Source organism: Adhaeribacter arboris (genome assembly GCF_003023845.1).
GTDB classification, from domain to species: domain Bacteria; phylum Bacteroidota; class Bacteroidia; order Cytophagales; family Hymenobacteraceae; genus Adhaeribacter; species Adhaeribacter arboris.
In genome coordinates this window covers 369,793-382,335 of sequence record NZ_PYFT01000001.1, presented here as the reverse complement: position 1 = coordinate 382,335, position 12,543 = coordinate 369,793, and the positions used below count along the sequence as shown (strand labels likewise).

Genomic DNA, 12,543 nt, shown 5'->3' with positions numbered 1-12,543 from the left:
ATCTTTTAATCCAACACCTTTTTACTTCTAGTTTAAAGTAAAACTTACCGGATAAAATATTTTCTCCACAAACACTTTGCGCTTAGATATCTTTAAAAATATGCGAACCCTAATCCTGCTTTACTATAGTACTAGCTGTTTCATTATAACGGTTAGCTGGCTAAAGTGCTCGGTCCAGGTGTACGTAGCCGCCATCGACGTGAATGAGTTGGCCGGTAGTATGGCTGGATTTGGGAGATAGTAAGAATACAACCATGTTGGCAATTTCATCGCAAGTAGTCATACGATTTTCCAGTGGAATTTTAGCGGTGATATTTGTAAGTTTTTCTTCCGGGTTCGGAAAGGTTTTAATCCATTCCTGGTACAAAGGCGTCCAAGCTTCGGCTACAATCAAGGCATTCACCCGGATGCCGTAGGGCAGCAATTCTACGGCCCACTCGCGGGTTAAGGCATTACGGGCGCCATTGGCCGCGGCGTAAGCCGAAGTGCCTCCTTGTCCTGTTTCGGCCGTTTTGGAACCAATATTTACAATGGAGCCTTTGCTTTCTTTTAACGCGGGTAAGGCATAATGAGCCATCAAATAATAATGAACCACGTTGCGGTGCAGCGACAGCATGAAGCGATCGTAATCTCCATTTTCCAGACCTACTCCATCGTTTACACCGGCGTTATTTATCAAACCATCTAAGCGGTGGTGACGGGCTAAAGCCATTTCTACTGCCGTTCGGCTTGAGTCTGGGTTAATTAATTCGGCAACTATTTGGTCGGCTTGGCCGCCAGCGTCCACAATTTCCTGAACCATGGCCAAGTTATCTTGTTCGTTACGGCCCACAATAACGGGCAATGCTCCCTCCGCCGCTAAAGCTCGCGAAATGCCCGCTCCAATACCTTTGGCTCCGCCCGTTACTAATATTATTTTTCCGTCTAATTTCAGATTCATGCTTTATGGCTTTAACAAGTCAAGTAATTACTATTATTTAAAAGAGGCACTTTATTCATCCGCTTTATTTTCAAGAATAAAAACAAATTGCAAATTCAGGTAAAATATCCTTTTCTCTTACTTTATCGGGATCAAAATTGTCCCAAATTACAATTAGTCCCCTATTCAAAAAAGATATCGCCAAAGTAAGCGGGTAAATGAAAATTAGGATGGGGTGCCTGTATATAGTTCCAGCTTAAAAAATGCGGCTGGGGTAAGTCATCCCCGCATTTGTAGAAATTTCCTTTAGCTTTCATTCCATTAAGCGAAGCAATACGGTGGTGCCTAAAAATGGATACTGGTATGACTACTGTTAACTGCCAATGAAAATTTTGCTTGTTAGTAGTATCTAAGCGGCTCAGAGTGGTATTGGTTTGAATACAATTTAATTGTGTTGGTTCTAATAAAATTCTATTTTCCCGATCTGGTCCGTAACCCGCCCGGCAAACTCCTAAAGCATTAAATTCTAAATTATAATAGTTTAAATCTTTCCCGAAGGAAATAAAAAACTCGACGCAAGAATCCTGGTAAACCAGGTCGTTTGGATTAAAATGACTAATCCGGACAAATTCTTCGGTAACGTAGTATTTTAAAAAAACTCCGGTAAAATTATGCGCAACCGTAAATTTTACTTCAGGCTGATAAGTAAATGCCGGCCAAGGCTGAACCGCCATGACTTGCCGGGGTAACCTATCTAAGGTCTGAGAAACCGCATTTATATTGGTTATTTTTGCCTCTAGTGGCAAAAAGGGCACGTGCAAAGCCGGTTGGGATGAACTTGCTGGTAATTTATCGATAGCTAAATTGGCCATTATCAGTTAACAGAAGCAGCCCAAAGTTGCTGCGGATAACGGCCCTGGGTAATTAGCTGGGTGAGCTGTTGCTTCACTTCCATTTTGTCTTCCGGGTAGGTAACGCCCATCCATTGTTCGCTGGAAGTAAGCACCTGAACGGTTGCTCGTTTTTCCATTAGCATCCGGTTAATGGCTTCGGATAAGTAAAATTCTTCTTTTTCGGAAGTAGCCGCCTTCTGTAAAAATTGAATTAGATATTCGTCTAAAATAGGGAAAATAGCCGGAGTGAATCCCCAAAAATTCATGGAAATAGTTTCCTGACCGGTTAAAATCATTTTTTTTCCTTCGGGCAAATTGGCCACAATTTCATGCTCGGTGCTTTGAACTTCTTTTAATTCTCGTACCGAAAGCAATTTATTTTCTTCATTTACTTCGCACAATCCCCGGGATACCGTGCCGTTTTTCGAAAGAGTATTCACCAAAGCATACCCTGATAAGCACCAGGCCGGCAAACTACCGGATACATTTGTATTTTTTAAGAAATTTACCATTTGCTCATAGGCCTCGGCGCCATAAAAATCGTCGGCATTAATAACGGCAAAAGGCTCTTGAACTTGGGGTGCTACCGTCCAGACGGCGTGGCCGGTTCCCCAGGGCTTCTTCCGGTTGGAGGGTACTGCAATTTCTCCCGGCACCTGATGGATGTCCTGAAAGGCTAATTCCACGGCAAGGCTGCGCGGCAGTTTAGCAAGAATAGCTTCTTTAAATTCTTCTTCCAGATTTCGCCGGATAACAAAAATAATTTTTTTAAAACCCGCCCGTATAGCATCGTATACCGAGTAATCCATAATCGTCTCCCCGTTGGGGCCAAAAGTATCCAGCTGCTTCAGGCCGCCGTAGCGGCTACCCATGCCGGCGGCTAATACAACTAAAGTAGGCGCGTTATTCATAGCTCAGCAGAAATTTAGTAGACGCAAAACTTTTATCCATCTCGTTCTATTACCTATCCAAATAAAGGTTAGTTACAATTAATAAATTTTTTCGGACTTAGAGAAAGCGAAATTAAATCTATTGTTTACCCTTGTCTTAAATTTTAAGATTAGTTCTCTTATTACATTTACTTTTTCTCAATTAATCTAATGAAAGCATCCTTTTTTAGCTGTTATCTACCTTTTAATTACCAAATAAACCGTCTGTTCTGTAACCGGTTTAATGGCAACTGCCAAAGTTTACCCACCTGGCAAGCGGTACGTTGCAAATTAGTAGCGGTTTGAGTTAAAGCTTCCTGTAAAGAAACGGGTCCGGTGCCAATGGGTAGAACCGCATCAAAATATTTAAATTTACTTAAATCTAAACCAATCGGCAGCTGACCAACCAAAGCAATTACCGGTACGTGGTACTCTTTGGCTACTTTGGCTACTACGTAAGGTCCTTTTCCGCCCAGGGTTTGTTCGTCGAGGCCCCCTTCGGCGGTAATTAATAAATCGGCATTTTTTATAATTTCGGTAAATTGGATTTGATGCAATATAAATTCGGTGCCCGGCACTAAATCAGCATTTAGAACACCGGCTAATCCTGCGGCGGTGCCGCCCGCTGCTCCCCCGTGCGGCAAAATAGTAATATCTTTGCCTAAGTCTCTTTGAATAATAGCTGCCAAGTGGGTTAAGTTTTTTTCCAGCACTTCTACCATAGCGGCATCGGCACCTTTTTGCGGACCAAATACCCGGGCAGCTCCTTTTTCGCCGAGTAAGTAATTATCTACGTCGCATACTACCGTTATTTTACTTTGGTCTATGCGGGGATCTAAATGATTTACCTCAATGCGGGCTAGGTCGGCTAACGCTGCTGCTCCGGGGGCTAAGAGCTGGTGGTTGGCATCGTAGAATTCTACTCCTAAAGCTTGTAATAACCCCGTACCACCATCTACGGTTGCGCTGTTTCCTACGCCAATGATAAGATGACGGGCACCGGCATCCAAAGCAACTTTTAAGAGCTGGCCGGTACCAAAGGTAGATGCCCGCAGGGGGTTTCGTTCCGGAGTAGCCAGGTGTTTAAGTCCCGAAGCTTGAGCCAATTCAATAATAGCCGTTTGCCCATGATTAATTAACCCAAATACTGCCTCTATAGGACGGTTTAGCGGGTCTTGCACGGTATTGGTGTGGTAAGTGCCTTGCCAGAATTTTACCAGAATTTCCATCATACCTTCTCCCCCATCGGCCACCGGACACAAGGTGTAGTTAGCAGTTAAACCACTAGCTTCTAAACCTTTCTGAATAGCTGTAGCAACCTCTAAACCCGACAAACTGTGCTTAAAGGCATTGGGCGAAATAACTATTTGCATAAATAAGCCGGAAAATAAAAAAAAGTCCGTTCGTCAGAAAATTATAGCCCTACCTTAACTCTCCATTCTCATCAATTATTAATAGAAAGTTTATTCAAATACCGCTTTTTAGATACATCTATATTCCTCTGGTAAGATTTACCTTTTAAGTGCCTGCTTCACCCTCTAAAAATTGCTCTATATTCTGAATTACTTTTTCCATGAGCAAAGTGCGGGCTTCGCGGCTCGACCAGGCAACGTGGGGAGTTAAAACAAGTTTTTGGGGGTTAGTTATTTTTAAAAGCGGATTATCTGCCTGAATAGGTTCCTTTTCAAAAACATCTAGTCCGGCGCCGGCAATCAGGTCTTCGTTTAAAGCTTGGGTTAAATCCGCTTCCTGCACTATGCCTCCCCTCCCCGCATTTATTAATAGGGCAGTTGGCTTCATTTGCCGGAGTTGTGGGTAAGCGATCAGATTGCGGGTATGCTCGTTTAAAGGCGCATGAATGGAAATAATGTCGCAGGTTGCCAGAAATTCCGGTAATTCCAGACGCGGGTATTCCGGATTACTATTTTTTCCGGAAGTAGAGTAATACACTACCTCTGCCCCAAAAGCAACAGCAATTTTAGCAACCTGGCGGCCAATGTTACCTAAACCAATTATACCAAAACGTTTGCCGGCGATTTCCGAGAAAGAGGGTCCTAAGTGCGTGAAAATATCATTCCGCGAATACTTACTCAATTTAACATAATTATTAAAATACGGAACATTATGGATTAATTGTAGCAAAATAGCAAAGGTTAATTGGGCCACACTGTTTGTAGAATAATCCACTACATTTTTTACCCTGATTCCTTTCTCCTGGGCGGCGGTTACATCTATGTTATTCGTGCCGGTAGCCGCCACACAGATAAGTTTCAGCTGCGCGCATTTTTCTATAATGGACCGGTCCAGTTCTACTTTGTTCAAGATAACAATATCCTGGTCGAGGCAACGGCCCAGCGTTTCGGATGGGTTGGTAGTTGCGTAATAATTTACTTTGCCAAATTTTTCCAAATCTTTCAGATTCGGAATATCCCCCATGGTTTTAGTATCTAAAAAAGCAATTTTCATGCATGCCCGAATTAAATTAACCTCTTTACCCGCTACCGGCTTAGGTTAGCAACTTAATAGTTTGATGGCGTAAATACCAAAAAGCAGGGCGATTATTTTGGAGAGTTGTTAAAATCATTGCTTAGGGCTCGTTTTTGCCCTTCTACTTAAGATTCTATTAAAAAATAGCTAATGGTAAAATACCTATTTAAATTCTTTCCGGACATTGGTTAAAGCTACAATTCAAAATTAGTATTACCAGCATCTAAATCAGCCTGACGGTTATTTCATTTTCGCTGGGGTAATATATTTTTTAGCGGTATCTACCTTGTTGGTACTTATCATAAAGCCATCTCAGAATACTATATTTTCAATTTAATTTGAGAGATAGCTTTTTAGAATAGTTATCAGGCGAAAACAGCTGGTTTATGAAGTAGTAAAATACCGCTCGGTAAACGGTTGTGGCTGTTGCACAACTCCCTTTTGAGCCGCGTCCTATTTCCCTATCTGAACTCAATGCTGCTCCTAATAGTGCTCTCTTAGTGGAAAAACAGCTTAGTAAAAGCAAAAGAATAGCTGCTAAAAGCAGATTCTTGATTCTTTTGAAGTGCCAAAGCTTGGCTGACCGCTTTCACCGGTTTAAACTTCAGATATTTCTTCAAGTTAAAAGCAGTGGTGGCCAGCAGCATCACCTTGTGAGCCCCGGCTTTACCCCGCACTCCTATTTTCCGGAGACCATAGTAATGAATTAAGCTGCCGAAGACCGGCTCTACCGTGCTTTGTCGAACTCGCTTCATCCGTTTACCTTTTCTACTTTGCTGTCTTTCTAATGCTCGTCGATATTCCGAATCGTATGCAGTACGGGTGATTTGGCGGCATTGGCTTTTGGGAACGCAAGAAGATTTGAGCGGGCAATGTTTACAGTCCTGGTAGGTAGCCCGGTAGATTTTTAGCAAACCTCCCTCCGCATTGGTGTCATAGGTCTTAAAGGCGAGTATCTTCCCGGTCGGACAGGTGAAATAGTCAGCTTGTTGGTCATAAGGAAAACCTTCTATCTCGGACTTGTACTGGCCAAATACGGGTATCCAGCCCGTTATCTTTCTTTGCTCTAAAAAGGCGTAGTTGCTACCGTTAGAATAGCCACCATCCGCTAGCAGTTCCTTTAGACGTAGTTCATTATCTAGTAGCCGTCGCTGCAATCTCAGCGTGATAGCCGGCAAATATTGGCTGTCCCGCCCATCAGCCAAATCCGCTTGAACATGGCTGATAACGCCTTTGGCTGTATCCACCGCCAGGCTGCAATAATAGTTAAGTTGTCTGGCTTTGCCCGGTTTGACCGATATGCGGGCATCCGGATCGGTGGAACTGTAGTGCGTTTTATTGCTGACCAGGCGGGCCTTCTCGTGCTTACCGCCTAAGCCTTTGGGAGATGCTTTCAGCTGATCTTGGTGCTTTTCCAGTTTTCTTAACTGGTACTCCGGAGCCGAGAGGAACTGTTCTGGCTTTCCCTCTTTATTCTGGTTGGACTTCTTTACTACCGCTTCATTCTCGAGGATAACCTTCGTTAAGTGCTTTTTCACCGACTCGGGTGATTGTTTTAAAAGCAGGCTATCCATCGAAGCATTGGCCTTAATGGGGGCGGAGTCAATCGCCTGCCGATGACCGGCTACCATGCCTTTCTCGACACATAAGCGAAAGACTCTATCAAACAGTAGCTCAAACAACTTCTCCGGGTAAAGCTGCCGAGTACGAGAAACCGTGGAGTGCCAGGGCAAGGGCTCATCTATTTGGTAGTCTAAAAAGTAAAGCAGATCTAGTCGGAGGCTACAGTGCTCGATCAGTTGGCGGTCGGAAACAATATTCTCCAGGTAACCCACCAAGCAGAGCTTAAAGAAGACTACCGGATCGATCGACTGCTGACCACATCGTCCGTAGTAAGGTTGGGTAAGCTCGTAGAGAAAATCCAAATTCAACTGCTGTTTCAAGCGGCGATAGAAGTTGTGTTCTGGTACATGTGCCGAGAGCGAAAAAAGCAACGCCTTTTCATCTTCCAAAACCTTTCTGCCTTGCATAACCTTAAAAAATAGTCCTATCCTTCTTCAACGATTAACTTCAATCAAGGGGTTGTGCAACAGCCACCGTCGTTTCCTGAGACAGATTTTTTGCAATTTTTCTAGCTTAAACCAATCCGGAACTTACCGGATTTCTCCTCTTAAGGCTTCTTAGCCGTGTACTATCCGTTTATAAACGGCTATAAACGTTTATTTACGCTGATAAGCTCTTTGGATGGGCATTAAAACCCATTTAGCTCCTCTAATTTGAAGTAAATGCCATGCCTATGGCTAAGAAAAAACGGGATAGAAGACTACAATTAGCCCTGAAAAGAAAATTTGTTCTAGGTAGAAGTGTACTAAAAAAGGAAAAGCGCGGCTGGCAAGATAATTGGTGAATTTTCTGTATATTACTTCTAGCATGAACCGAGTAGCTACAACCGCTAAAAAAGCCATTCCAGGCCTCATAAAAGCAGATACATCTACTCCTTACATAGTGCAAATAACCGGAACAACTCCGTATATTTGGGAGTTGGCATCAATGCAAGGAAATCTTTTAGGAAAAACAGCCGCTAAACAGATGATAAATAATTACATTGCTTTATGAACGTAGTGGAACAAAATATAAATTCGATTTTAGAGCTATGCCAGCTTCATAAAGTTGACAGGCTATCTGTTTTTGGCTCCATTCTATCAGATAAATTTCATGCAGAAAGTGATATAGATTTCTTGGTTAAATTTGGAAACGTTGCTCTTTACTCTTATTTCGACAATTACATGGAGTTCAAGGAATCGTTGGAAAATCTATTGCAGCGATCTGTGGACTTAGTAGAAGAGCAGACCATTAAGAATCCTATCCTAAAGAAGTCAATCGATAGAAACAAAAAATTAATCTATGGACGAGAGGATAGAAAAGTGGCTGCTTGATATACTATCGGCTATAGACGAAATAGAACATTATTTTGATACTTATCCTAAATCCTTTCATTCGTTCCAGTCCAACATCATCCTTCGCCGGGCAATAGAAAGAAACTTGGAGATTATTGGGGAAGCGATGAACCGCATTCTGGTAAGAGAACCTGATTTTCCGATTGGAAATGCAAGAAGAATAGTAGGTCTAAGAAATCAAATAATCCACGCTTATGATAATATTTCAGATGAGAATATCTGGGCTATTATCATCAACCATTTACCAAAGCTGAAAGCAGAAGTACACAAACTGACTAAATAAGCACTAATGCCAACAATACCTAAAAAGCATTAAAACGCTTTTTAGCCGCGGCCCGTTAAAGGGTATTTAAAAATAAATGCAAGTAATAGTTACCAGCATGGTAACTATTTTCTTTATATTTGAGTTATAAAAGAAAGAAGTGAGAGTAATTGCAAAACGGACCCTGCGGGATTTCTGGGAAAAGCATGCCGATAGCGAACAGCAATTAAAATCCTGGTACAATGAAGCGGAGCAAGCAGACTGGAAGTCCCCGAACGACATAAAGAAGGATTATCCTTCTGCAAGCATCTTGGAGGACCATAGGATGGTCTTCAATATAAAGGGAAATAATTACAGGTTAATTGTAAGAATCAACTACAAGTACGGAATTGTATGGATTCGCTTCGTAGGCACCCACGCAGAATACGATAAAGTTGACGCAACTAAAATCTAAACTTGGAAGAGATGAATATTAAATTAATAAAAACAGAGGGAGATTACCAACTGGCCCTTCAGAGGCTGGAAGTGATATTTGATGCAGAGCCTGATACACACGAAGGCGATGAATTGGAGGTGCTTTCTTTCCTGATTGATTCCTATGAGAAGGAACACTTCCCAATAGAGGCACCAGACCCGATTGAGGCGGTGAAGTTCAGAATGGAACAACTTGGAATAAAGCAGAAAGACTTGGCCGAAGTTCTAGGTTTCAAGAGTAGGGTAAGCGAAGTGTTGAACAGGAAAAGAAAACTCACATTGGAAATGATAAGGAACCTGCATAAAACCTTAAATATTCCGACGAATGTGCTTATTCAGGAATACTAAAAGAAAACACCCTCTAACACTGCATATGCAAAACCCTCGCTCCGCTACGGGCTTTGCATATACCAACCGTTAGCCAATATAAGAACTATGAAACCAGTGGAAAAGATAATCAACAAAGGCAATTGGTTCATAGCTGAGATAATCGAAAGGACAGAGCCAGCCGATACAGACAAAACTAAGCCGAATAGAAGATGCACTGTGTGGGGCAACTACCACCTCGTGAAAGCGGATTCCCTAGAAGAAGCATACGACAAGGCAGAAAAGCTGGGAGCCGACTACAACTATACCTTCAAGAATGACCAAGGAGTAGAAATGGAAATTTCCTTTGTTGGAATCGGTGATTTTCTCCCGCTTTACGAGGACTTAGAAGACGGCGCAGAAATACTCTGGACAGACTATGGTCAAATTAGCGCAAAGAGTGCCGACAAATTCATAAAGCCAAAAGAAGAATGGATTGAGGCTGCAAGCAAAGTGAAGAAGAAAGAATAGATTTAAAAAATAAAAAAATTACTTTGGCTAACAAGGTGCATAAGCCATGCAACGGCCGACGGCCTTGCACGCCTCATGCACGAGGCCGTTAGGGGCAATTGAAAGAAAAATGAATTACAGTATTGAATGGCTTAAAAGAAACTTGGAAGAAGGAAAAAGATTTAAATATCTCTACTTCTGGGGTCACCAGTCAAATAAAAAAGAAATTACAGCCTCTTGTTTTAGCCAGTGGTGGGTTGCCCCTTTTACGGTTGATAATGTAGTTTATAAAACCGCAGAGCATTGGATGATGGCTCAGAAAGCACACCTGTTTGGTGACAGTGATGCTTTTGATAAAATAGTAAAAGCAAGAACACCTGGTGAAGCCAAAGCCATCGGACGTGAGGTCAAAAACTTCGATGATTCTGTTTGGGAAGAACAACGCTTTGAAATTGTGGTCAATGGAAGCCTCCAAAAATTCGGACAGCATCAAGACTTGCAAGAATTCTTAATAAATACTAAAGATAGAATACTTGTAGAGGCAAGTCCTGTTGATAATATCTGGGGAATTGGGTTATCAGTCGACGACAAAAAAGCCGAAAATCCCGAACATTGGGAAGGTCTTAATCTATTAGGATTCGCTCTGATGGAGACAAGGGATATTCTGAACAATAACTTAAAACAACTGCCCCCTAACCACGTGTAAACCTCAGCTTCGGCCGACGGCCTCGCCGACGTTTACACAAGACCGTTGTATGGTATATTGATTATTGAAAACAACAGATAAATTGAAGAACATTACTAAAAAAATAGTCATAGCCAATATTATACTTGTTGCAACTGTTACTATTACCTTTAACTGGCTTGCTTATAATGCAGAAGAAGCTAAAGGAATAGGGTTCTTTTACTTTGGCTTCATTGCCCTCCTTATTGATGTAACTCTATTGGTAATGTTTGCCTTAGGGAGCTACATCATGAGCAAAAAGGAAATTGGAAAAAGTCTTTTATTTTCACTATTATACTCTGCAATGACCTTCGCATCAATTCACTTTGTTTTTTTTATATTTAAGTAAAGAGAAAATAGAAAGAATTACACCATACAACCAAGTATATACTTCATGCTTCGGCTAAAGCCTTGCAAATCGCATATACGAGCACCGTTAGCCACAATTATAATTAATGAAATCTCTCAAAATCCTTTTACTGTCCCTCTTAGCCTTTTCTTGCAGAGAAAGCAGTAAGGAACCCGTTAACTCATCTCAAGGTGCTAAAACAGAGGCAAAAGCCGGCAGCAGTAATATCTTCTCAATCACAGAAGTAGATGAAAAACATTTCAGGCAAGCACAGAAAGAAAGCAAGAATGCTTCTTTTGTAGATACTGCCTTAATTAAGAAGACTAGCGGAAAAATTATTTTGCCAATCGAGGGATATACCCGCAGAGACTCATCTTTGGTTTTCCAGGACAAGATTTACCCTAACAATGAGGAAGCAGATATTATCCACCAGTACAAAGGATATTATAAAATAATTGATAGGCACCTTCTGGTGACCCTATATTATGAGCACGATGAATATAACCTAATTTCAAAAAGAGGAACCAAAACCCCTATTTGGAGTGCGCCGAAATTTTCAAAGGACGGTCAGTATTTTTTCTGTTTCAGGCCGTACGGGTTGGAAGGGGAACCTGTAGGATTACAGGTTTGGAGAATAAAGAAAGACCAAGGTGATTCATTTGATCCAATTGAGCTGGTAAAAATTCTTGAATTAGACCAATTAATGTTCAATCCGATTGAATGCCTATGGGACAGGGATGGTGATTTACTAATAAAAGCAGAAAAAATGGAGGATAACTTTTTTCCCAAAGAACCTTCAGAAGAATATTATCTTAAATTAAAATATAAATAATAGTGGCTAACAAAGCGCATAAGGCATCCTACGGCCGACGGCCTTGCACGCCTCATGCACGAGACCGTTAGCAGTAATAAGAATTAAAAAATGAAAAATATCTATTTGGTAGTGGTAAAGAAAGTATGATGGGATAAAAAGAGGCAGTGAAGTGTTTAAGATGATGGAATGTTCGAAGTTCAGATCAAAATAAACTGTCCCCACTGCCAGAGCAGCAAGGTAGTAAAAAATGGCAAGAAAAAGAATGGTTCTCAGAACCTTCTATGTCGTAATTGCCAGAAGCAATTTCAGCCAATATATCGCTATAGAGGAGCGGATCCGACTACCAAGCGGTTGATACGGCGTCTTCTGGAAAGAAATAATGGTGTTCGTGACATTGAAAAGTTGCTGGAAGTGAGTAGAAAGTGTGTGCTAAGCAACTTGTGCCGACAGGGGAATGCCCTTAAGATTCAACCAACCCAAAAGCATTATAGATCCGTACAGATCGATGAAGTCTGGAGCTTTGTCGGAAAGCGCAAGAAAGGAAAATACTGGTTGTTGTATGCTTACTGTCCCCAAACAGATGAAGTACTGGCTTATAGTTGTGGCGGCCGAAGCGCTAAAACAGTACGCCAGCTACTCAAAAAGCTAAAAGGAGTGGAAATAGAACAATATTGTACTGATCATTGGAAAGCGTTTGCTCAGGTAATCCCCCCGACAAAGCACACGATAGGAAAAGCTTACACTAAAAACATAGAAGGCGTGAATACTTGCATCAGAGCCAGAAACAGACGGTTCGTCAGAAAAACAACCTGCTTCTCCAAAAAGAAGGAAAACCATTTAGCAAGTCTAAACCTGATGTTTGACTATCGCAATAGACATAAAGCCAAACATCATACTTTGTAGTCCACAACTATCTATT

The 12,543-nt window shown here is 41.6% G+C and carries 16 protein-coding genes; 10 read left to right on the top strand and 6 right to left on the bottom strand.

Translation table 11 applies throughout. The features are described from left to right. Positions 1-160: 160 nt before the first annotated feature. From AHMF7605_RS01635 to AHMF7605_RS01610, 6 genes are all read right to left on the bottom strand, one after another. Positions 161-940, bottom strand: coding sequence for an L-fucose dehydrogenase (locus tag AHMF7605_RS01635; protein WP_106925809.1), 780 nt, complete (start codon positions 938-940; stop codon positions 161-163). Positions 941-1,101: 161 nt separating this feature from the next. Next, a complete protein-coding gene (locus AHMF7605_RS01630; protein ID WP_106925807.1) occupies positions 1,102-1,791 on the bottom strand; it encodes a carbohydrate-binding family 9-like protein in 690 nt (229 codons plus the stop codon). A 2-nt stretch (positions 1,792-1,793) separates the two neighbouring features. Then, complete coding sequence (locus AHMF7605_RS01625) at positions 1,794-2,723, bottom strand: nucleotidyltransferase family protein (RefSeq protein ID WP_106925805.1); 930 nt, start codon at positions 2,721-2,723, stop codon at positions 1,794-1,796. A 227-nt stretch (positions 2,724-2,950) separates the two neighbouring features. Beyond that, a complete protein-coding gene (locus tag AHMF7605_RS01620) occupies positions 2,951-4,114 on the bottom strand; it encodes a glycerate kinase family protein (protein WP_106925803.1) in 1,164 nt (387 codons plus the stop codon). A gap of 145 nt (positions 4,115-4,259) precedes the next feature. Then, complete coding sequence (locus tag AHMF7605_RS01615; RefSeq protein WP_106925801.1) at positions 4,260-5,207, bottom strand: D-2-hydroxyacid dehydrogenase; 948 nt, start codon at positions 5,205-5,207, stop codon at positions 4,260-4,262. Positions 5,208-5,725: 518 nt separating this feature from the next. Then, on the bottom strand, positions 5,726-7,258 hold the full coding sequence (locus AHMF7605_RS01610; protein ID WP_106925799.1) for an IS1182 family transposase: 1,533 nt from the start codon (positions 7,256-7,258) through the stop codon (positions 5,726-5,728). A gap of 400 nt (positions 7,259-7,658) precedes the next feature. Here AHMF7605_RS01610 and AHMF7605_RS01605 point away from each other — a divergent pair, with 400 nt between their 5' ends. The 10 genes from AHMF7605_RS01605 (at position 7,659) to AHMF7605_RS01560 (ending at position 12,527) form a co-directional block, all read left to right on the top strand. Continuing rightward, complete coding sequence (locus tag AHMF7605_RS01605) at positions 7,659-7,844, top strand: hypothetical protein (protein ID WP_146153487.1); 186 nt, start codon at positions 7,659-7,661, stop codon at positions 7,842-7,844. Then, positions 7,841-8,164 carry a nucleotidyltransferase family protein gene (locus tag AHMF7605_RS01600; RefSeq protein WP_106925795.1) on the top strand — a complete coding sequence of 108 codons (324 nt, stop codon included), beginning with the start codon at positions 7,841-7,843 and terminating at the stop codon, positions 8,162-8,164. The genes AHMF7605_RS01605 and AHMF7605_RS01600 overlap by 4 nt, the downstream gene beginning before the upstream one ends. Next, the gene (locus AHMF7605_RS01595; protein ID WP_106925793.1) at positions 8,133-8,468 is read left to right on the top strand and encodes a HepT-like ribonuclease domain-containing protein; all 336 of its coding nucleotides are present in this window, start codon (positions 8,133-8,135) and stop codon (positions 8,466-8,468) included. Before AHMF7605_RS01600 ends, AHMF7605_RS01595 begins: the two co-directional genes overlap by 32 nt. Positions 8,469-8,607: 139 nt before the next feature. Beyond that, positions 8,608-8,901, top strand: a complete 294-nt coding sequence (locus AHMF7605_RS01590) for a type II toxin-antitoxin system HigB family toxin (protein WP_106925791.1) — start codon at positions 8,608-8,610, stop codon at positions 8,899-8,901. A gap of 11 nt (positions 8,902-8,912) precedes the next feature. Then, positions 8,913-9,269: a helix-turn-helix domain-containing protein gene (locus AHMF7605_RS01585; protein ID WP_106933309.1), complete on the top strand. Its 357-nt coding sequence runs from the start codon at positions 8,913-8,915 to the stop codon at positions 9,267-9,269. Positions 9,270-9,356: 87 nt separating this feature from the next. Beyond that, positions 9,357-9,758, top strand: a complete 402-nt coding sequence (locus AHMF7605_RS01580) for a DUF4288 domain-containing protein (protein WP_106925790.1) — start codon at positions 9,357-9,359, stop codon at positions 9,756-9,758. A gap of 109 nt (positions 9,759-9,867) precedes the next feature. Then, entirely contained in the window at positions 9,868-10,443 is a 576-nt protein-coding gene (locus tag AHMF7605_RS01575; RefSeq protein WP_106933308.1) for an NADAR family protein, read from the top strand. Between the two features lie 64 nt (positions 10,444-10,507). Next, positions 10,508-10,810: a hypothetical protein gene (locus AHMF7605_RS01570; protein WP_106925788.1), complete on the top strand. Its 303-nt coding sequence runs from the start codon at positions 10,508-10,510 to the stop codon at positions 10,808-10,810. A gap of 106 nt (positions 10,811-10,916) precedes the next feature. Continuing rightward, on the top strand, positions 10,917-11,642 hold the full coding sequence (locus AHMF7605_RS01565) for a hypothetical protein (RefSeq protein WP_106925786.1): 726 nt from the start codon (positions 10,917-10,919) through the stop codon (positions 11,640-11,642). A gap of 168 nt (positions 11,643-11,810) precedes the next feature. After that, positions 11,811-12,527, top strand: coding sequence for an IS1 family transposase (locus AHMF7605_RS01560; protein ID WP_106925291.1), 717 nt, complete (start codon positions 11,811-11,813; stop codon positions 12,525-12,527). Positions 12,528-12,543: the final 16 nt, after the last annotated feature.